Genomic DNA, 21,305 nt, shown 5'->3' on the forward strand with positions numbered 1-21,305 from the left:
AATCAGTGGCATTTCGCCAGTAACTAATTTTCGCTAAACCTGTAATTTTATTAGACAATTACTCGCCAGGAGCCTCTTTTGAAGCAAAATCTAGTAATAATTACATCATTTAGTTTTTTTATAGGTTTTTTAGGCCTTTTGGGCTGTGAAAATGACCGAAACAGCGACATGATTTGTAAAAATAATCCTGAAATTTGTGCCGATTTACACCAAGATAGTTGGTGTCGATTTGAAAAAGCCGACCTAATCCGCCATAGACTACAATTAAAGCAAACCGAAAACCCGACTGGTCTGCAACTTTATCAACAACTCATTCATCTGGAAAACTACAGTAATTGTATCGAATTAGCTGCAGGGGTTCAGCACATATTAAATCCGCAGCGAACCCAAGAACGTGCAAGAGCCTTTGCTGTCAGCACCCAGACATTGAGTGAATTACGCGACTATACCAAGGACAATCCAGATATTTACTTAGCTTATTACCGCTGGATACGCTTCAACGATAAAAATTCACAAGATATTGTTATCAAACATTATCAAAATGGCGCAATTGACGATCCAGAAATACTGAGTCAATTAGCAGCTTATTATGTTCGTGTATCTCCAGTGGATGCCAAACGAATATACCGCTTTTTATTTACCTCCGTTGCGGCTGAACAATTTAATCCTGACTGGTTGTTAGGTTTGGCCAGTGTTTTTCAGCAACAACAAAATTTTGAATACGCATATTTGTTTACCAAGGCCAATTCGTTAATGACTGATAATCAAGTTGATCAAAAGCAACTCAACGGATTGATTAATGGTAATACTGAATTAGCGACTGTTTTAGATACACAAGCGCAAGCCTTAATCATAGACATAAAAAGCGCTAATTTTGCCAATTCAATCAGTGCTCAGTTATTAGAAGATAAATAAGTTATGCATAAACACTTTCAATTTCCTGTCTAAAAAAGCCACTAAATGCACAAAATGGATAAAAATTACGAAATTTATAGGTCTAAAAGCGCTTTTCAGACCGATTTAGCTTGACGAAAGCCGTCAATTTGGTAATTTTACAACCAGGCGATTTATATGCCACCAAATTTATTTTCAATTGAGGGATATGAGATGACTATCCGTGTTGCAATTAACGGCTACGGCCGTATCGGTAGAAATGTTTTACGTGCGCTTTATGAAAGCGAAAAAGACTATCCAATCGAAATCGTTGCGTTAAACGATTTAGGTGATGCGTCAATTAATGCTCACTTAACTAAATATGACACTGTACATGGTCGATTTAACGCTAAAGTTGATCATGACGAAGAAGCTATCTACGTTAATGGTGACAAAATTTTAACTTTCCAAGAACGTGACCCATCAAAGTTGCCTTGGGCTGAGTTAAAAATTGATGTTGTGTTTGAATGTACTGGTATTTTCACTTCAAAGGAATCAGTACAATCACACCTTACTGCTGGTGCAAAGAAAGTGCTTATTTCTGCGCCGGGTAAAAATGTTGATGCTACCGTAGTTTACGGCGTAAACAACGAAGTATTAACCGCTGACATGACTGTGGTTTCAAACGCCTCTTGTACCACTAACTGTTTAGCACCTATTGCTAAACCGTTAAATGATGAGTTAGGTATTGAATCAGGTTTAATGACCACTATCCACTCTTATACTAACGATCAACGTTTATCTGATGTGTATCACACAGATTTACGTCGTGCTCGTGCTGCTGCAATGTCAATGATCCCAACTCAAACTGGTGCAGCTGCTGCTGTTGGTCTAGTGGTTCCTGAGCTTCAAGGCAAATTTGACGGTTTAGCAGTACGTGTGCCAACCATTAACGTGTCTTTAGTTGATTTAACATTCTTAGCATCTCGTGACACCACGGTAGAAGAAGTTAATGCCATCATTACCCGCGCTTCACTAAAGGCGCCAATGTCTGAAGTGTTAGCGATTAATGTTGAGCCATTAGTGTCTATCGACTTTAACCACAACCCTTTCTCTTCTAATTTCGACGCAACACAAACACGTGTTAACGGCCGTTTAGTGAAAGTGATGTCATGGTATGACAATGAATGGGGTTTCAGTAACCGCATGTTAGATAATGCTGTTGCACTAATGAACGCTAAGTAATCTACTTTTAGATTAGCTGGTTGGATTTAGTTTTGCTTACAAGCCTCGCATTTATGCGGGGCTTTTTATTACTTGTAATTTATTTGTAATTTACTTGTAGTTAAAGCTTATTAGTTCAAATTCATTACTTAACGTCATACAGGCTTATCTGTTTACCACTGAGATTAATACTTCATTGTGGTGATTGTTATCTTTATTTAACAACATCCTCTAGCGCATCGGCTAAAGTTGAATACGTCACGCACTGCACGCCGTCAGGCTTAAAACCTGCCTTAGCTAAGGTTTTAAGTGGCTGAAATTGAAAATCGGCCAATAATACCCGAGTATTATCACGCTGACATTTATCAATAAACTTATACAGCGCAGAGACACCACCAGAATCTAAAATAGACACCCCGTCGAAATACAACACCACGCCATCTTGGTCGCAGCTCAAATGTGCCAGCTCACCAAAGACACTGTCTGCGGCAGCAAAAAATAATGGACCATTGATTTTGAAGACTTTCCAGCGCGGCGGTAATTCAACATGTACGTGCTTCTTATGCTCGCTTATGTCATGTACCTTGGTCATGTCGGCTACTTGCTTCATGAATAGTAACGACGCCAATATGATGCCGGCACTGATGGCAATCACCATGTCGAATAAGATAGTCAGTAACAAGCACACCATCAACACTAATACTTCACTGGCAGGCGCTTTTTTAACAAGATGGACAATCTTAGGCGCTTCGCTCATGTTCCATGCCACCATAATAAGCAGCGCCGACATGCCCGCCATGGGGATATACGCCAAAACAGTACTGAGCGATAATAATGACACTAATACCACCAGCGCATGGATCATCGCCGCGATAGGGCTTATCGCACCCGCTTTGTAGTTAGCAGCAGAACGAGCAATAGCAGCAGTCGCGGTAATACCACCAAAAAACGGTGCAACAATATTACCTATACCTTGGCCAAGTAACTCGCTATTGGCACTGTGCTTTTTACCTGACATGCCGTCTAGGACCACAGCACACAGTAACGATTCAATTGCGCCTAACATGGCAATCGCAAAAGCTGCGGACAATAAGTCGCTGGCTAATTGCCAGCTGAAGACCAATGGTGCTTCCCCCCTTGAGCGCGTAACCAGGGCCATTGAAAGTCAGGCAACATGGATGGTATACCTGCACCGACTGAGCCGTCGGCTAAGGTGAAGCTGAAAGTTGAGCCAATTGTTGCCACATGAAAACCAAGTTGATTCAGTACCAGCGCCACCACACTAGCAACAACAACAGCAGGAAGATGTGCGGGCACCGCCAACTTGAGTTTTGGCCACAAAATAAACACCACTAAGGTGCTTAATCCCACCAGTAACGTAGGTCCAGAAAACCCTGGAACTTCTTGGGTTAAAGTAATGACTTTACCGACAAAACTTTCTGGCATTTCGCTAATATTTAACCCTAAAAAATCCTTCACTTGTAGCACGGCTATCACCACCGCAATACCACCAGTAAAACCTAACGTGACTGACTCGGGAATATATTGGATATAGCGCCCAAGTCGAAGCAGCGCCATAACGATCAGAATTAGCCCAGACAAAATACTCGCCAGCAGTAAACCAGACAAACCATATTGATGCACTATGGGATAGAGAATCACCACAAACGCGGCAGTAGGGCCAGACACGCTATAACGTGAGCCACCAGTGAGTGGAATAATAAACCCAGCAATAATGGCAGTATACAAACCATATTGCGGCGCAACACCTATGGCAATAGCTAGGGCCATTGCTAATGGAATAGCAATAATGCCAACGGTTAAGCCGGCTAATAAATCTTTAGTGAATGCATTGGTTTTGTAGGGCGCGTCTTTTAACGTCTCTCGCAGTGCATGCCCTATACGAAGAGAAAATAAATGTGTGCGGTATTTCATTGCTATAATCCCATAACCTGGTACGGCGTCAAGATACCCCTAATTATAGGCCGATTACCTTACAGTACAATCGAATTTAATTACCATCTAATGGTAATTTCATTATAATTATATGGTAATGTTTGATAACACAAATAGATCAGGTACCAATGTGGTTAGTGTACCGTGTTAATACTCTTTGAATTATCTAGCCTTTTCCTGGGTGAGTTCACTGTCATTATAATAAGTAGAGCTGTCAGCTTTTCTGACTAAACAAAAAAGCCGACATGATGTCGGCTTGATATTTTATTTTCACAACAAGCTTAACGCTTACGCGTTACCCTTCACTTTCATGTTCAATTCTTTGGCAAAATCTAGCATGCGTGTCAGTGGAATTAATGCTTTTATGCGTAGTTCATCATCGACAAAAATCTCGTGGTCTGTTTTATCCATATCAGATAACGAGGCTTCAATGGCTTGTAGACCATTCATCGCCATCCATGGGCAATGGGCACAGCTTTTACAGGTTGCGCCGTTGCCGCCGGTTGGGGCTTCAAGTAATATTTTACCGGGAGCCGCTTGTTGCATTTTATAGAAAATACCGCGATCGGTTGCGACAATAAACTTATCATTTGGCATGGTTTGCGCGGCTTTAATCAACTGACTAGTGGAGCCTACTGCATCAGCAAGTTCAACCACACTAGCAGGTGATTCTGGATGAACCAGAATAGCTGCACTTGGATGTTGTTTTTTAAGCTCGCGTAATGCTTTGGCTTGAAACTCATCATGCACAATACAGTCGCCTTGCCATAACAGCATATCAGCACCAGTTTGTTTATTAATGTAAGCGCCTAGGTGACGATCCGGTGCCCAGATGATTTTTTTATCTTGGCTATCTAAGTGCTCTACAATTTCTAATGCAATGCTTGAGGTGACAACCCAATCTGCACGGGCTTTCACTGCCGCTGAGGTATTAGCATAAACCACCACTGTATGATCAGGATGCGCATCGCAAAAAGTATTGAACTGCTCAATAGGACAACCTAAATCTAATGAACAGGTTGCTTCTAAAGTTGGCATTAAAATGGTTTTTTCTGGGCTTAAAATTTTAGCGGTTTCACCCATAAATTTGACCCCTGCGACAATTAATGTTTTCGCAGGATGATCACGACCAAAACGAGCCATTTCTAATGAGTCAGATACACAACCACCGGTTTCTTCTGCCAAGGCTTGAATTTCAGGGTCGGTATAATAATGGGCAACGAGAACCGCATTGTGATCAATCAGTAATTGCTTAATGCGTGCCTTATAAGCCAGCTTCTCTGAAGCAGATAAGACTGCGGGTTTAGGCGGAAATGGATAATTAATCGTTTCGATTTGGGGGGCCGACAAGCTCATAACGGTTCCAATAGTGTGGATCTTGGGCGAATTATACGAAAAATCACCCTAAAACAAAAGGACGCATTACGCGTCCTTTATCAAATTAGCATTTATTCTGTTTAGGCTGACTAGCGCATAGCCATTAACATCTCTTGTGGCTGCTCTAAATAGTGCTTCCACAAGTTACAGAATCTCGCAATGGTGCCGCCATCAATCACACGGTGGTCGCCAGACCAACTGACTTGCATGATTTTACGCGCCTCAACTTCACCTTTGGCATTAAAACGTGGCAATACTTGTAACTTACCTAATGCCACTATAGCGACTTCAGGTTTGTTAATAATAGGCGTTGCGACTGTGCCACCTAATGCACCTATATTTGAAATAGAAATTGTGCCTTCTTTCAAATCCGCCGGTGATACTCGGCCACTTCTTGCATCTGTGGTCAAACGGGTGATTTCAGCAGCAATATCTAAAATAGATTTTAACTGTACGTCCTTGACGTTTGGTACCAACAAACCCACTTTTGAATCAACCGCCATCCCAATATTATGGCGAGACTTATAGGTTAACTCTGTGCAATCGGCATTGACTTGACTATTCAAAATCGGGAACTGAGTTAATGCTAAAGACATGGCTTTCATAAAGAAAGGCATCATAGTTAGCTTAACTTCATCAGTTGAATAGCGCTGCTTCATCGTTTCACGTAATGCGACCAGCTCAGTTAAATCAAACTCTTCACAATAGGTAAAATGAGGAATAGTCGATACAGATTCAACCATCATTCGCGCCATAATGGCTTTAACGCCTTTAATTGGCTCGACACGATCTGCTGTATTAATAGTTGCTGTATTAACAGAGCTAGAAACTGTCGCTGAAGGCGCTGTTGTCAAAGCGTTAACCGTTGACACTGGCGCAGAGTTAACAACTCCGCCTTGCTGATGACGTTCTATATCTTCTTTGTATACACGACCATGCTTACCTGAACCTGACACATCGGCAATGTTAATGTCTAAACTGCGCGCTAAACGGCGAACGGCTGGGCTAGCTAGCGCTTTACCTTGAGTAACAGGTTCCGTAGACGAACTGTGGTTTGAACTTGCTGCGTGCTGAGTATCTTGTTGGACAACTTCAGCTGTCGCAGCAGTATTAACAAATTCACTTTCAACTTCAATGGCAAATAAAGGTGAATGCACTTTAGCTAACTGACCTTTACGGTAATAATGCTTCACAATTTTACCGGCTTTCATTGCTGGTATTTGTACTAGCGCTTTATCTGTCATCACATCAGCAATGGGTTGATCTTCAACAACCATTTCACCTTCTGCAACTAACCAATCAACTAATTCACACTCAACAATGCCTTCACCAATATCGGGTAATAGAAAGTCTTCAATTGTTGTGCTTGATACATTTGCACCACTGACATTAACGGTTGAAGTATCAGCAGTTGCCGTCACAGTTTGTGACGCAGGGATAGTTTCAGCAGAGTCTGCATCTGAATCATCAGCTAATCTGACTGAATATAAAGGTGCGTGTACTATCGCTATCTCGCCTTTGGCATAGTACAGCTTAGTGATCACCCCAGCGTTAGGAGCCGGTATTTGCACTAACGCTTTGTCAGTCATCACATCAGCTATCGGTTGGTCTTCTTCTACTGTGTCACCTTCGGCAACTAACCAATCCACCAACTCGCATTCAACAACGCCTTCACCAATGTCGGGTAAAATAAAATCTTTAATCATGCCCACTCCTAAAATGCCATTGTGGTTTTGATGGCTTCAAATGTTTTCAGCTCATCTGGCATATATTCTTTTTCATGAATAAGTGGATAAGGTGTATCTAAACCACAGACTCGATTGATCGGAGACTCTAAATGTAAGAAACATTCCTGTTGAATCGTCGCCGCGATTTCACCCGCAAAACCACCTGTCAATGGTGCTTCATGGTTTATGACTAAGCGGCCTGTTTTCTTAACCGACTTAGCCACAGTATCGATATCCCACGGTGCTAAGGTACGTAAATCGATAATTTCGCATGAAATACCTTCTTTAGCCGCCATAGCACAGGCTTTCTCAACGATTTCAACCTGAGCGCCCCAGGCTAAAACAGTCACATCTGTGCCCTGTTTAACCACGTCAGCTTTACCAAGTTCGATAATGTAATCGCCTTCAGGCACTTCCCCAACGGATGCGCGATATAAACGCTTTGGCTCGAAGAAAATCACTGGATTTGGATCGCGGATTGAGGCTAACAATAATCCTTTAGCTTGCTCAGGATTACGCGGTATAACCACTTTTAATCCCGGAGTTTGGGTAAAGTACGCTTCTGGAGACTGGGAGTGATAATGACCACCAGCAATACCACCACCATAAGGGGTGCGGAAGGTTAATCCACCCACATTAAACTCATTACCACTGCGATAACGGAATTTAGCCGTTTCATTGACGATTTGATCGAACGCTGGAAAAATATAATCTGCAAACTGGATCTCAGCTACCGCGGTCATGCCGTGTGCAGCTAAACCGTTAGCAAAACCCGCAATACCTTGTTCGGTTAGTGGTGTATTAAAGCAGCGATCACGACCAAACTGCTCTTGTAATCCAGAAGTTGCTCGAAAAACACCACCGAAGTGGCCAACATCTTCCCCAAAAACTACCATGCGCTCATCGGCTTTCATGGCAATTGATAACGCCTCATTGATGGCGTGTAACATATTCATTTGAGCCACGGCTTATAGTCTCCCTGCACTTTTTGGATAGGCTTTAGGATATTTGTTGATGTGTTCTTTCAACTCTTTAAGCTGCTTTTTCAGCACTGCAGTTGGTTGATCTAACACATCTTCAATAATTTCATCTAATCGAGGTACAGGTATCTTCTCGGCGACTTTCACCGCAGCAAGCACTTCTTCACGGTATTTCTCGTGGGCTTTACTGTCATCAGCTTCGTTAATCCAACCTTTATTGATTAACCATAGCTTGAAGCGTTTTACCGGGTCATGTTGTTGCCATTTTGCTTCTTCATCTTTAGAGCGATATCCCGATGGATCATCTGATGATGAATGCGCACCAAGACGATACGTCATGGCTTCAATTAATACTGGTGCATTGTGCTCTAATGCATAAGCACGCGCTTGCTGTGTTGCAGCCAGTACAGCCAACATATCATTCCCATCAACACGAATAGTATGCATGCCATAACCTACACCGCGACTGGCAATACCGTTACCCGCGAATTGCTCTTCTGTTGGGGTTGAAATAGCATAGCCATTGTTACGGCAGAAAAAGATGACTGGGGCTTTTAACACCGCGGCCATATTTAAGCCTGCATGGAAGTCACCTTCTGATGCTGCACCTTCGCCAAAATAACAAATAGTGACATTACGCTCGCCTTTTAGCTTTTGCGCATATGCAACGCCAGTAGCTTGCGGTATTTGAGTGGCTAAAGGAGATGAAATAGTATGGTAATTAAGCGCTTTACTACCATAGTGGATTGGCATTTGACGGCCTTTACCCAAATCTTTTTCATTACTGAACATCTGATTCATAAATTGTTCAGTGGTAAAACCACGATAACGCAGTGCAGCATGCTCACGGTACTGAGCTAAAATCACATCACCTTGGTCTAACGCAGCAACACTACCAATAATGGCCGCCTCTTCACCGGTACAGGTCATATAAAAGCTAATACGCCCCTGGCGCTGTGCACCTAACATACGTTCATCTAAAACTCGGGTAAATATGCAAGTGTCATAGATTTTCGCCGCTAAATCTTGATCGATAACGGGTAACACTGCGTTTTCGTAAGTGTTGCCATCTGCCTGTAAAACACGCAAAATGGGAATGTGCAATGACGCCTTGTCGAGAAAGCTGACACGATGCACTGTTTCGTTGCTCAGTGGTGCGTTGCTCATAATGTGCTCTTGTTCTTGTGAGATGCTACCTCAAGAGTAGCAGTCTAATTATAGTTTGCCGACAAACATTACGTTAACGTAAACTTCCATACAATAGTTTAGCCAGGCCATTAATGAATTCTTAGTCTGTTAAATTGTATAATTTGCTTTACGCTAACTCAGTAGCCTACTGTACATCTTCATTTGGTGCAGGTACTAGGCACAATACGGTTCGTTGACCTATAGGTACTTTAGCATTAGGAAACACTATCGCCTCGACTTCTTGTTGCACTTTTATCTCAGTGCCGGCCTCTGTTGCAAGGGTTTCACCTTGGTTAAATTGACTAAAATTGGGTGCATCATTAGCAAAGCTGAAAGCAAAATCGTCAGCACTTTTATTAATTGAACGCGATACTTTGTATAAATTCAATGATGCTGAATTATAGTCTGGCAACTTGACCACATCTTGGGTAATTAACGCCGTTAACATTTTGTGGGTATCTTCAAAACGAGTCATATCGTTTTCGCCAAATGGCATGACTTTACCCAACTCAACCGTAAACGCATCGGCCTTGAAGTGCTCAGAAGAGTAATAGCTGAATGTGGTTGTGGGCTCATGGTGAAACAATATGGTGTCGACGCCACATGCAGCCAAAAACATCATTTGCTCACCACTAAATGCTCGACCTGGGCGGTATGGATAAATAGCAAATTTTTCATGTTTTGATGGGCGTATCGCTGTATGCAAATCGTAATGAATACGCTGACTACCTGATACGCCATTATTGAAAAAGTCGGCCACATACTTTTCTAAAGCTTTGGCACGAATACGCTCAGCATTAACTAACCCCTGTCCTTTTGAATGGGCACCGCTAAATAAACGGTTCATATTCTCTTCTAGAAAACGGGTTTTATTAAGTATTGACGAAGGATTGCCAATTAAAAACAATAGTCGATGTTGAGTAATAATAGTTTCACTCAATAACGACTTAATCAGTTGATTACAAATCTCAATCGGTGCGGTTTCATTACCATGCACAGCACACGACAGTACAATATCTTTTTTAGCAGTGGCAGTTGCAGTTAACGGGGTAAATACAATCACACCGGTATCAAGGATATCAACCTGAGTGTGGTCCCCTAAATGAAAATGGTACTGCTGTGGTAGTGAAAGCGGGCTTGCTAAAGTAAAAGCTAGAAAATCTCTGGTATCCATAAGCGGTAAAGTCAATTTAAGCTCCTTGTTGTTTTTATTATGCAAATCTGGACAGTTTGCTTGTATTTCCTACGTCTAATTCTACCACAAGCCAAACAAAATGAAATTGATCGCCACTAAACTGCAGTTAAAGACGAATCAATGCTTGCAATAATGGTTAAACTTGAACACAATTATAGCCATCTAGACTTCTATTAAAACTTTTGTAAGGGTGTGTCATGGCGTTAGCAACTTTTGGTGCGGGTTGTTTTTGGGGTGTTGAATACTTTTTTCGTGAAATTAACGGCGTAAGTAATGCTACCTGTGGGTATATGGGCGGAAAAGATACTGCAACAACCTATAAAGAAGTTAAAACTGGCTCAACCGGTCATGCTGAAGTCGTTCAAGTTGAATTCGATCCTGCTGTGGTGAGCTATGATGATTTGTTAACTGTTTTTTGGCAAAATCACAACCCGACACAACTGAATATGCAAGGTGGTGATATCGGTAACCAATATCGCAGTACTATTTTCTTCCATGATAAGCAGCAAAAAGCTGAGGCTGAAGCGTCTAAGTTGGCCTTTGCACGTAGTGGCCGTTGGGGACAACGCCATATAGTAACTGAAATAGTGCCTTTACAAACTTTTCATATCGCTGAAGATTATCATCAAAATTATTTAGAAAAAAATAATCTGCCTTCGTGTCATATCGCATATTAATGACCTGACAATATCAAGGTGTCTGTTGATTAATACATCACTGACACCATTTATTGACAGATTAGATTGCCTCAATCGATTATCAATCATAACCGCACCCTTTACCCGCTTTGCTAAATTCCCTACAATCCTGCCTAATTGCATTTTTATTGATTGCACTTTTTTTATTGCGCAATGTATCGTATCTAATCGGAGAATTAACATGAGTGAAGCTCGTCATAGTAACCTATTGATTTTAGGTTCAGGCCCAGCGGGTTATACCGCTGCAGTATATGCAGCGCGTGCCAACCTAAAACCTGTCATGATCACAGGTATGCAACAAGGTGGTCAATTAACCACGACAACTGAAGTTGAAAACTGGCCAGGCGATGCTGATGACTTAACCGGTCCTGCACTAATGGAACGTATGCAAAAGCATGCTGAAAAGTTTGATACTGAAATTCTTTTCGATCACATCAACGAAGTGACTTTAACTGAACGTCCATTTCGCTTGAAAGGCGACAATGGCGAATACACCTGTGACGCATTAATTATTGCCACCGGTGCATCAGCTAAATATCTAGGCTTACCATCAGAAGAAGCCTTTATGGGCCGTGGCGTATCAGCTTGTGCTACCTGTGACGGTTTTTTCTATCGCAACCAGAAAGTTGCTGTAGTAGGTGGTGGTAATACTGCGGTTGAAGAAGCGCTGTATTTAAGTAATATCGCCTCAGAAGTTCACCTTATTCACCGTCGTGACAGCTTCCGCTCTGAAAAAATCTTAATTAATCGTTTAATGGATAAAGTGGCTAACGGCAATATCATTCTCCACTTAGATGAAACTCTAGAAGAAGTGGTTGGTGACAACATGGGTGTAACCGGCCTGAAGAAAAAAAGTACCAAAGACGGTTCAATCACTGACTTAGAAGTCGCTGGCGTATTTATTGCCATTGGTCATAGTCCTAATACTGGTATTTTTGCCGGTCAATTAGAAATGAATCACGGTTACTTACAAGTGAACAGTGGTTTACAGGGTAATGCGACCCAAACCAGTATTGAAGGTATTTATGCCTGTGGTGATGTGATGGACCAACATTATCGTCAAGCTATTACTTCTGCTGGTACAGGCTGTATGGCTGCATTAGATGCAGAACGCTACCTAGACGCACTTAAGTAATCATTTCTGTTCGCTTTGATCCTTGGATTAAAGGGCACAATTAAAAATGCCAATCGCAAGATTGGCATTTTTGTATGTAGACCCTTGTCAGCGAGGATAATAATCTTACGTTCGCTGAGGTACTACATCACGGCTATTTGTTAAGCGAAAGACGATAAAAAACCACTTGCTGATTGTCAGGAACATCAGGATGAGCTTGTTTTTTAACAAAGGTCATGCCCAACTTTTTCATAATATTAATTGAGCCAGTATTATCTTCATCGGCTATCGCACTCAATGAAGTGACTTCGGTATGATTAGTAACTAGATCAGCAACTGCCTTGGCCGCCTCAGTGGCGATGCCCTTTCCCCAGGTAGATTGCTTAAAACGCCAGCCGAGCTCAATGTCATGTAAATGAGGATTATCAGTAAAAAAGAACATCGGCCTCACTAAAATCCAACCTAAAAACTGCCCAGCCCGCTCTTCTGTAACTCTGTTGCTCTCAGTAGTAACAAATGCGGCTTTAGCAATAACCTTCCATAAACCATATCCTTTTAGGGGATTATGATAGCGGCGTAGTCTGGGCATAAAGCGTTGTTCAATGTCTTCCATGGTTGTTTTACGCCCACCATTAATGTAACGCATCACGGCTTCATCTTGATCAAGCTCAAACAGTAAGTCTTGTTCATTTAAAGACATTTGTATCAAGCTCAGACGCGCAGTTTCAATAACAGTAGGTACCGATTCGGCGGTGATAGGCTGACAAGCGTGATCATTTTCCATTAATATCTCGTATTTATTCGCTTATTGACACACAAGTTTACACATTGAAATAACACACAAACAACATATAGATTAATATAACCTTAAATATGCTTGGAAACGAAACTGCAACCAGGCTAAAAAGATAAAACTGACAACAATCATTACATAAAAATAATCAGATAAATTGAGGAAGAGTCGTGGCGACAAAAAAACAGATTATATTACCCATAGTTGTCTTAGGACTGGGTATTGGCGCATTAGCAGGGATTTCAGCTTTAAAAAAGCCGCCTGAAGAAAAACCTGCACTGGATACCACTCCTTTGGTTTCAGTCGAAGAGATCCAATTTCAGCCAATGATGTTTAACGTATCGTCATATGGTGTAGTTAATCCGAAATATAATACCAATTTAGTGTCACAGGTAATGGGTGAAATAACCTATTTATCTGATTCATTTGTCAAAGGTGGATTTGTTAAAGCTGGCGATATTTTAGCTAAAATTGATGCCAGTGACTATGAAGCCGATTTATTAGATGCTCAGGCCAGTATTGCTTCGGCAAAAGCAGCCTTGGTACAAGAACGCGCTAACGTAAAAGTGGCTGAAACAGAATGGGCTCAAATTAGTAACGGAACGCCTACTGATTTAAGTCTACGTAAACCGCAATTAGCACAAGAAATAGCAAAATTAAAAAGTGCAGAAGCGGGCTTACATCGCGCACAACGAAATCTTGAACGAACGGTTATCCGCGCTCCATATGATTCATTAGTCTCTAGCCGAGAAGTGGGTTTAGGCTCTTATGTTAGCAAGGGCACACCTGTCGGGGCACTATTAAGTACTGACATTGCAGAAGTCCGCTTACCGCTAGCAGATAAAGAAATTCAATACCTTGAAGCCAAAGGCGTTAATGCCACTGTTGAACTAGTTGGTAACTTTGCCGGCAGTAAACAAGAATGGATCGGTAAAATCGTTCGCAGCGAAGGCGTTGTAGACAGTAAAAGCCGTATGACCTACTTAGTCGCTGAAATTGTTGATCCCTATGGATTAAAAGCCGACAAGCGCGAATTACGATATGGCACTTATGTTACCGCCAATATTAGCGGTGCAAGCGCTGGAGAAGTTACCATTGTTCCTCGTCACCTGATTGTTAACGGTCAAGTTGCTATTATGGACGATGAAAAATTATTACGTTACATAGATGTCACCATGCTGCGTCAAGAAGGCTCTAAAGTAGTTATTTCTGATGGTCTTGAAAATGGCATGAAACTGATTACCTCAGCATTAGATTATCCTATTGAAGGCATGAAGCTAGCACTGCCAGAAGACAGGATACTGCAAAAAGAGACCCAAGCTGAAGCAGCACAAAGCACTGAATTAGCAATGGATAGTGAGGATTAATGATGGAGGACACCAATAAGGGGCTAATTGCCTGGTTTGCGCGTAACTCTGTTGCAGCTAACCTGTTAATGATCATTATCATCATCGGTGGTTTACTCACCGCCAACTCTATCCGTAAACAGTTTTTCCCTGCGGTAGAAATTAACTGGATTGAATTCAGCGCAGTTTATTCAGGCACGGCACCACAGGAAGTTGAGGAAGGCATTACGGTTAAAATTGAACAAGCACTTGAGCGGGTTCAAGGCCTTAAAAGAATTATCACTTATTCAAATAGAAACATGGCAAATGGCTATTTTCAAATTGAAGATGAGTATGATCCACAGGTAGTGTTGGAAGAAGTTAAGTCTGAAATTGACTCAATCTCTACCTTCCCTGCTGGCATGGAACCGCCAAAAGTAGAACAAATTAAAATACGTCAAGAAGTCATGTACCTCAGTTTATATGGCGATTTAGAGCAACGTCAGTTAAAAGATTTAGGTGAGCGTATTCATCAAGAGATGATGCAACTGCCAGGGGTTAATATCACCGAATACTATGGTGGTTTGGCGTATGAAATTAGTATCGAAGTCAGTAAAGATCGTTTGCGTGAATTCGGCCTAAGCTTTAATGATGTAGCAGAAGCGGTACGCGGCTATTCTCGCAATATGTCAGCGGGACAAATCAAAGCGGAAAACGGCTATATTAATCTACGAGTAGAAAACCAGGCGTATGTCGGTTATGAGTTTGAAGATTTACCACTGCTCACACTAGAGGATGGCACTACCGTATTAGTCGGTGATGTCGCAACCGTCACCGATGGTTTTGAAGATGGTATTCAGTACTCTAAGTTTAATGGTAAAAACTCAGTCACTTTCTTTATTGGTGCTGCGCGTAATCAAAGTATTACCGATGTCGCTGAAACTATCCGTACCTATGTAGAAAAGAAACAGAAATCTCTTCCCACTGGTGTCAATTTTGAGCCTTGGGTAGATATGACCTATTACTTAGAAGGTCGTTTAGACTTGATGCTAGACAGCATGAAAACCGGTGCAGTGCTGGTGTTTTTAATGTTAGCGTTATTTTTACGTGTGCGTCTCGCCTTTTGGGTCATGATGGGTTTACCTGTTTGTTTCTTAGGTACGCTGCTCTTTATGCCGCTGTCGTTTATCGACGTCACCATTAACGTGATAAGCTTATTTGCCTTTATTTTAGTGCTAGGGATAGTAGTCGACGATGCCATTGTAATGGGTGAAAGTGCCCACACAGAGTGTCAAGAAAATGGTCAAAATGTAGAGAACGTTATTCGCGGTGTACAGCGCGTAGCTATGCCTGCCACATTTGGTGTATTAACCACAATTGCCGCATTTTTACCGATAACCTTAGACAATGGTCCTTCAAGTGCCTTTGGTCAAGCTATTGGTTATGTTGTTATTTTATGTTTGTTTTTCTCTCTGGTTGAATCAAAACTGATTTTACCTTCGCATTTAGCCCATATGAAAAAGCCTAAAGTGGTTCAGCCAGGGTCTAAAAATCCATTGGATTGGTTACGCAATGGGGTTAACTATGTGCAATCGCACGTTGATACTGGCCTAAGCTGGTTTATTGAAACCGTTTACCGCCCAAGCTTAGAAGTGGCGGTTAAGTACCGCTATACCGTGATAATGGTGTTTATTAGCTTAATCCTGATCTGTGTTGGCTTATATGCTGGTGGCTTAGTCCGCTTTATCGGTCAACCTAAAATTCCTCACGATTTTCCACGTGTTAAAGTGGAAATGAATGTCGATGCATCCGAAAAAGCCACTCTTGAAGCCGCATTAGCCATTGAATCTACCTTGTATAATGTCGATAAAGAACTGGTTAAAACCTATGGTCAAGGCATGATTGCAGAAATGCAGATAGATCTTCGCGGTCGTACTAGCGCAGAAATTATGACTAAATTAGTCGACCCAAGTATACGTCCTATCAATACCTTTGAAGTGGCTGAGCTATGGCGTCAAGCCATGCCGCTTATTCCTGGGGTCAAATCCTTCACTATACAAGACAGTTTATTTGGTGGTGGCCGAGAAGATGGCGATATTAGTTTCCGCCTAGAAGGTAAAGATGAATCACAACTAGTGGCAGCCTCCCTTGCACTAAGAGACAAGCTTGCCTCACTAAAAGGTGTGAGCGACATCAATGACAGCCGACAATCAAGTGCTAAAGAAGTGCAATTTGAACTAAAGCCACTGGCCCACAGTTTAGGACTGAGCTTAGCCAATATTGCGGGTCAGGTCGGTAACAGTTTTTATGGATTAGAAGCACAACGTATTATTCGCAACGGCGAAGAAATTAAAGTCATGCTTCGTTACCCTGAAGAGCAACGTAACTCTATTGCGTTAGTGCAGGATGTATTAATTAAAACCAGCCAAGGTGCAGAGCTTCCACTATCGGAAGTCGCTGAAATTTCAGTGGTACAAGGTGTGAACAGTATTCGACGTGAAAACGGTAACCGGACTATTAACGTTTGGGCTTCTGTGGACGCAGAGCAAGCTGAGCCATTCAAGTTAGCCAAAGATATACGGGATAATTTTATCCCTGAACTATTAGCTAAATATCCACGAGTAAAAAGTGAAGTCTCTGGCAGTATTCAAGAGCAATTAGACAGTGCAGACACCCAAACCCGTGACTTTATTATCTCTTTGCTGGTGATTTACAGCTTACTTGCTATTCCACTGCGCTCGTATTTACAACCTATCATGATCATGTCGGTGATCCCATTTGGTGTTATTGGCTCGGTTTTAGGACATATCATCTTAGATATAGACTTAAGTGCCCTGTCAGTATTTGGTATTATTGCCGCAGCAGGGGTTGTAGTTAACGACAGTCTGGTGATGGTAGATTATGTCAATAAATCACGCATACAAGGGGTGCCAATGAAGTTAGCAGTATTAAATGCGGGCTGTAGACGCTTTAGAGCCATTATGCTGACATCACTGACCACCTTTATTGGTTTGGTGCCTATTATGGCTGAAACCAGTATGCAGGCTCAAATGGTAATACCAATGGCGGTGTCACTGGCATTTGGTGTGTTGTTTGCGACCGTGGTCACTTTATGCTTAATCCCCTGTTTGTATATTGCCATAGAAGACAGTAAAAGTATGATGCGTAAGCTTATTAGCATCTATGTTCCGGAGAAAAACACTCATCAGGCATCCACATAACGTGTAGGTTTGAGTGGTTTATTAAAATAAAAATGCCAGCATATGCTGGCATTTTTATAGTTCAATGTTACGCCTATAATGATTAGCATAAAAATAACTACAAATAGAATATGATTTGTGCCTGTTATAAGATTAACTCACATAATGACTGCGATTGAAGTGTTATTCTAGGTTGTGGGTTTTATACGACAAAACAACAAAGAGTAATTAATGTCCCAGCCTGTCTTAATATGGTAGATAGGTGGACATACATCACTAGTTAACAGCTTATCTCATCACGATATATGCTTACAAAGCTAACGCGTTGGATTTTAAAGGGAGCATTAAATGAGTCAACGAAGTATTCTTGCATTGTTCAAGCCGACATCAGTGGCTGTAATTGGCGCTTCTGACTCTCCTACCCGGGCTGGCCGCGCCGTGATGCGCAATTTATTATCCGGGGGCTTTTCTGGTCCAATAATGCCAGTCACCCCAAAATATACTGCGGTAATGGGCGTATTGGCCTATCCAAGTATTGAAGCCTTGCCGGTAAAACCCGATTTGGCAATTATCTGCACTGCCGCTCACCGAGTACCAGCAATAGTTGAACGTTTAGCCCAATTTGGCTGTCAAGCGGCCATCATTATGGCCAGTGGCATGGCAGATACCTTTGATGAACAAGGCCAAAATTTATTACATCTTACCCTGCAACATGCAAAACGTTACGGCATGCGTATTCTTGGCCCCAATAGTCTAGGCATGATCTTACCCACTATTGGCCTAAATGCCAGTTTAGCCCACGCCAGTGCCAAACAAGGTAAAGTGGCTTTTGTATCGCAATCATCGGCAATTTGTACCACAGTTTTAGACTGGGCAAACAACAAAGACATTGGATTTTCATCGTTTATTTCACTCGGTGATGGCTCAGATATTGATTTTGATGAATTACTGGATTACCTCGGCCGAGACAGTAAAACCTCAGCTATCATGCTTTATATCGATTCAATTAATGATAAACGCCGATTCTTATCTGCCGCTCGGGCAGCATCACGTAATAAACCTATATTCGTGATTAAATCAGGCAGAACCCATGAAGGTTCAAAAGCCGCCATGATCCACACAGGTGGTGTACAGGGCAATGATGCGGTATTTGAAGCCGCGTTTAAGCGTGCAGGTATGTTGCGTGTTAATGACCTTATAGAACTGTTTGCCGCAGTGGAAAGTTTAGCGCATGCCAGTGTGTTAAAAGGCGAACGCCTTGCAATTATGAGTAATGGCGGTGGCCCTGCGGTACTTGCCGCTGATGAACTGATTATTAAAGGCGGTAAATTAGCACAACTGTCACCAGAGTTGATTAACGATTTGCATCAGCAACTGCCTAACACCTGGTCGAAACAAAACCCTATTGATATGGTCGGTGACGCTAATGCAAATCGTTATGGTGATACCCTTAAACGGCTAATGGATGAAGATAATATTGATGCTATTTTAATCCTGCATTCACCGTCGGTTTTACAACAAAGTGAATTAATTGCACAAAATGTTATTGATACTTATCAGCAGCATCCGCGTAAAAATAGAGTCAACATTTTAACCAACTGGAGCGGTGAAGACTCAGCATATCTTGCGAGGAAGAAATTTAACAAAGCCAGTATTCCAACTTATCGCACACCTGAAGGTGCTGTGCGCGCCTTTATGCATATGGTGGAATATCGCCGTAATCAAAAATTACTCCAGGAAGTGCCACAATCTATCCCCGACAATATTCCAACCGACAGCGTAACAGCCAGAAAGCTGTTACAAGCAGCACAGCAACGTAACCAGTTAGTGCTCGGCACATATCAAGTCAGTAATATATTAAAAGCCTATGGCTTGAATACTATTGACACCTGGTTTGTCAGTGATATTGAAGATGCAGTTGCTACGGCAGATGCTGCTGGTTACCCGGTTGCCTTAAAAGTGCAATCACCTGACTTACAATATAAGTCAGATGTTCACGGGGTCATGCTTAATTTAACCAGTGCAGAGGAAGTGAGCCAGGCTGCTCATTCAATAATAGATCGGGTTCATCAAATTAATCCTAGTGCACATATTGAAGGATTAGTAATCCAGAAAATGGCCTTAACCTCAGGGGCACAGGAAATTCGCGTATCAGTGATCAACGACCCTGTATTTGGGCCAGCCATTTGCTTAGGAGAAAGTGGCACCCTGTGGGATCCAACCCAAGATGCTGCGGTAGCATTACCACCGTTAAATATGGCGTTAGCGCGCTATATGGTGATTCAAGCCCTCAAAGCCAACAAACTACGCGATAGACACCTACCGCTTGGGCTGAATATGAATGCGCTATGTGTGATGCTAACCCAAATATCACACTTAATTATCGACTGCCCTGAAATTGCCGAACTGGATCTCAATCCTGTGCTAGCCGCGGGTGACAATATTACTTTACTCGATGTAGATATGCGTTTACATCCGCTGGATTATGACACAAGTAATCGCCTGGCTATTTTGCCCTACCCTAAAGAATTAGAAGAAACCCTGATCCTAAAAAATGGTTTGAAAGTCATGTTGAGACCTATTCTGCCTGAGGATGAACCTAAACATATGGACTTTGATAATTCATTATCTGAAGAAGATCGCTATAAACGCTACTTTGGTGTGCGGTCTAAAATGACCCATGAAGAAATGGCTGTACTCACTCAAATAGACTACTCCCGTGAAATGGCCTTTATTGCCACCACAATATTGGCCGATGGCCAAGAGTTAACCTTAGGCGCGGTAAGAGCCTCTACCGACCCCGACAACACAGAAGCTGAATTTGCTATGGCCGTTCGCAGTGACTACCAAGGTATTGGTTTAGGTAAGCGGTTATTGGAAAAATTAATCCACTATTATCGCAATAATAACACTCCGGTATTGACCGGGTTTACCATGTTTGAAAACCGTAACATGGCCAATTTAGCCAAATCTTTAGGCTTTCAAGTCTCGTTTGATATGGAAGAACATTTAATAAAAATGCATATGCCTTTCGAGCCAAAAAGTAGAGATAAAAGTGATTAAAATACAGGATAATCAACAATACTATAATCAAGCTTTTAATGAGTTAGTTATCGGATCCCGACTTATCTCTGGGGCAGAGTTTGAAGAATGTGAATTTAGCGCTTGCGACTTTGCTTCTACCACCTTTGCCCATTGTAAATTTGTTAACTGTCATTTTAATCACTGTAACTTCAGTTTGGCAAAAGTCGATTACTCGCAGTTTCTAGAAGTGAGTTTTAAAGAATGTAAAATGATCGGCATTAATTGGACAAAAGCCAATTGGCCCAAATTTACTGTTAATCCTGAGTTATCTTTTATTCGCTGCATTATCAATGACAGCTCCTTTTTTGGATTAACCTTGCACGGCCTTATCTTAGAAGAATGTAAAGTCCATGACGTTGACTTTAGGGGGGGCGACTTTACCCACGCATGCATGACCTATTGTGATTTTAGCCACAGTTTATTTATGCGTACCAATCTACAAAAAGCTGACTTTGCTGAGTCTACTAACTTCAATATTAATGTACTTGAAAATACCCTTAAACAGGCCAAGTTCTCACGATATGAGGCCTTAAGTTTATTAGACAGTTTGGGAATTGAATTAGTCGACTAA

General features: G+C 41.8%; 14 protein-coding genes and 1 pseudogene. 8 read left to right on the forward strand and 7 right to left on the reverse strand.

The annotated features are described in order from the left end of the window. The first annotated feature begins 78 nt into the window (after positions 1-78). Both FJ709_RS10220 and gap read left to right on the forward strand, forming a co-directional pair. Positions 79-915, forward strand: a complete 837-nt coding sequence (locus FJ709_RS10220; RefSeq protein WP_226409969.1) for a DUF2989 domain-containing protein — start codon at positions 79-81, stop codon at positions 913-915. 192 nt (positions 916-1,107) lie between these two features. Further along, complete coding sequence (gap, locus tag FJ709_RS10225; RefSeq protein ID WP_226415926.1) at positions 1,108-2,118, forward strand: type I glyceraldehyde-3-phosphate dehydrogenase; 1,011 nt, start codon at positions 1,108-1,110, stop codon at positions 2,116-2,118. 193 nt (positions 2,119-2,311) lie between these two features. On the opposite strand, the pseudogene dauA reads toward gap, so the two are convergent. The 6 genes and pseudogenes from dauA to astE form a co-directional block, all read right to left on the reverse strand. Next, positions 2,312-4,032: pseudogene (dauA, locus tag FJ709_RS10230) on the reverse strand (C4-dicarboxylic acid transporter DauA). 309 nt (positions 4,033-4,341) lie between these two features. Next, positions 4,342-5,409, reverse strand: coding sequence for a quinolinate synthase NadA (nadA, locus tag FJ709_RS10235; protein ID WP_226409970.1), 1,068 nt, complete (start codon positions 5,407-5,409; stop codon positions 4,342-4,344). 110 nt (positions 5,410-5,519) lie between these two features. Then, entirely contained in the window at positions 5,520-7,136 is a 1,617-nt protein-coding gene (locus tag FJ709_RS19720; RefSeq protein ID WP_226409971.1) for a dihydrolipoyllysine-residue acetyltransferase, read from the reverse strand. Positions 7,137-7,144: 8 nt separating this feature from the next. Further along, positions 7,145-8,122: an alpha-ketoacid dehydrogenase subunit beta gene (locus FJ709_RS10245; RefSeq protein WP_226409972.1), complete on the reverse strand. Its 978-nt coding sequence runs from the start codon at positions 8,120-8,122 to the stop codon at positions 7,145-7,147. A gap of 3 nt (positions 8,123-8,125) precedes the next feature. Beyond that, positions 8,126-9,304, reverse strand: coding sequence for a thiamine pyrophosphate-dependent dehydrogenase E1 component subunit alpha (locus tag FJ709_RS10250; RefSeq protein ID WP_226409973.1), 1,179 nt, complete (start codon positions 9,302-9,304; stop codon positions 8,126-8,128). Between the two features lie 166 nt (positions 9,305-9,470). After that, a complete protein-coding gene (astE, locus tag FJ709_RS10255) occupies positions 9,471-10,514 on the reverse strand; it encodes a succinylglutamate desuccinylase (protein ID WP_226409974.1) in 1,044 nt (347 codons plus the stop codon). 203 nt (positions 10,515-10,717) lie between these two features. Here astE and msrA point away from each other — a divergent pair, with 203 nt between their 5' ends. Both msrA and trxB read left to right on the forward strand, forming a co-directional pair. After that, positions 10,718-11,197, forward strand: coding sequence for a peptide-methionine (S)-S-oxide reductase MsrA (gene msrA / locus FJ709_RS10260; protein ID WP_226409975.1), 480 nt, complete (start codon positions 10,718-10,720; stop codon positions 11,195-11,197). A 202-nt stretch (positions 11,198-11,399) separates the two neighbouring features. Next, a complete protein-coding gene (gene trxB / locus FJ709_RS10265; RefSeq protein WP_226409976.1) occupies positions 11,400-12,353 on the forward strand; it encodes a thioredoxin-disulfide reductase in 954 nt (317 codons plus the stop codon). A 133-nt stretch (positions 12,354-12,486) separates the two neighbouring features. On the opposite strand, the gene FJ709_RS10270 is transcribed toward trxB, so the two are convergent. Continuing rightward, positions 12,487-13,116, reverse strand: coding sequence for a GNAT family N-acetyltransferase (locus FJ709_RS10270; RefSeq protein WP_226409977.1), 630 nt, complete (start codon positions 13,114-13,116; stop codon positions 12,487-12,489). A 179-nt stretch (positions 13,117-13,295) separates the two neighbouring features. Between FJ709_RS10270 and FJ709_RS10275 the strand changes: the two genes are divergently transcribed. From FJ709_RS10275 to FJ709_RS10290, 4 genes are all read left to right on the forward strand, one after another. After that, positions 13,296-14,492, forward strand: a complete 1,197-nt coding sequence (locus FJ709_RS10275) for an efflux RND transporter periplasmic adaptor subunit (RefSeq protein ID WP_226409978.1) — start codon at positions 13,296-13,298, stop codon at positions 14,490-14,492. A 2-nt stretch (positions 14,493-14,494) separates the two neighbouring features. Continuing rightward, the gene (locus FJ709_RS10280; protein WP_226415927.1) at positions 14,495-17,671 is read left to right on the forward strand and encodes an efflux RND transporter permease subunit; all 3,177 of its coding nucleotides are present in this window, start codon (positions 14,495-14,497) and stop codon (positions 17,669-17,671) included. Positions 17,672-17,998: 327 nt separating this feature from the next. Further along, positions 17,999-20,713 carry a bifunctional acetate--CoA ligase family protein/GNAT family N-acetyltransferase gene (locus tag FJ709_RS10285; protein WP_226409979.1) on the forward strand — a complete coding sequence of 905 codons (2,715 nt, stop codon included), beginning with the start codon at positions 17,999-18,001 and terminating at the stop codon, positions 20,711-20,713. Beyond that, positions 20,706-21,305, forward strand: coding sequence for a pentapeptide repeat-containing protein (locus FJ709_RS10290; RefSeq protein ID WP_226409980.1), 600 nt, complete (start codon positions 20,706-20,708; stop codon positions 21,303-21,305). The genes FJ709_RS10285 and FJ709_RS10290 overlap by 8 nt, the downstream gene beginning before the upstream one ends.

The sequence above is a fragment of the Shewanella glacialimarina genome (assembly GCF_020511155.1).
GTDB lineage: Bacteria > Pseudomonadota > Gammaproteobacteria > Enterobacterales > Shewanellaceae > Shewanella > Shewanella glacialimarina.

Excerpts from the sequence above, each read along its gene's own strand:
- trxB (WP_226409976.1), top strand. The coding sequence starts at position 11,400 with ATGAGTGAAGCTCGTCATAGTAACCTATTGATTTTAGGTTCAGGCCCA.
- FJ709_RS10280 (WP_226415927.1), top strand. The coding sequence starts at position 14,495 with ATGGAGGACACCAATAAGGGGCTAATTGCCTGGTTTGCGCGTAACTCT.
- FJ709_RS10270 (WP_226409977.1), bottom strand. The coding sequence starts at position 13,116 with ATGGAAAATGATCACGCTTGTCAGCCTATCACCGCCGAATCGGTACCT.
- gap (WP_226415926.1), top strand. The coding sequence starts at position 1,108 with ATGACTATCCGTGTTGCAATTAACGGCTACGGCCGTATCGGTAGAAAT.
- msrA (WP_226409975.1), top strand. The coding sequence starts at position 10,718 with ATGGCGTTAGCAACTTTTGGTGCGGGTTGTTTTTGGGGTGTTGAATAC.
- FJ709_RS19720 (WP_226409971.1), bottom strand. The coding sequence starts at position 7,136 with ATGATTAAAGATTTTATTTTACCCGACATTGGTGAAGGCGTTGTTGAA.
- FJ709_RS10285 (WP_226409979.1), top strand. The coding sequence starts at position 17,999 with ATGAGTCAACGAAGTATTCTTGCATTGTTCAAGCCGACATCAGTGGCT.
- FJ709_RS10250 (WP_226409973.1), bottom strand. The coding sequence starts at position 9,304 with ATGAGCAACGCACCACTGAGCAACGAAACAGTGCATCGTGTCAGCTTT.
- nadA (WP_226409970.1), bottom strand. The coding sequence starts at position 5,409 with ATGAGCTTGTCGGCCCCCCAAATCGAAACGATTAATTATCCATTTCCG.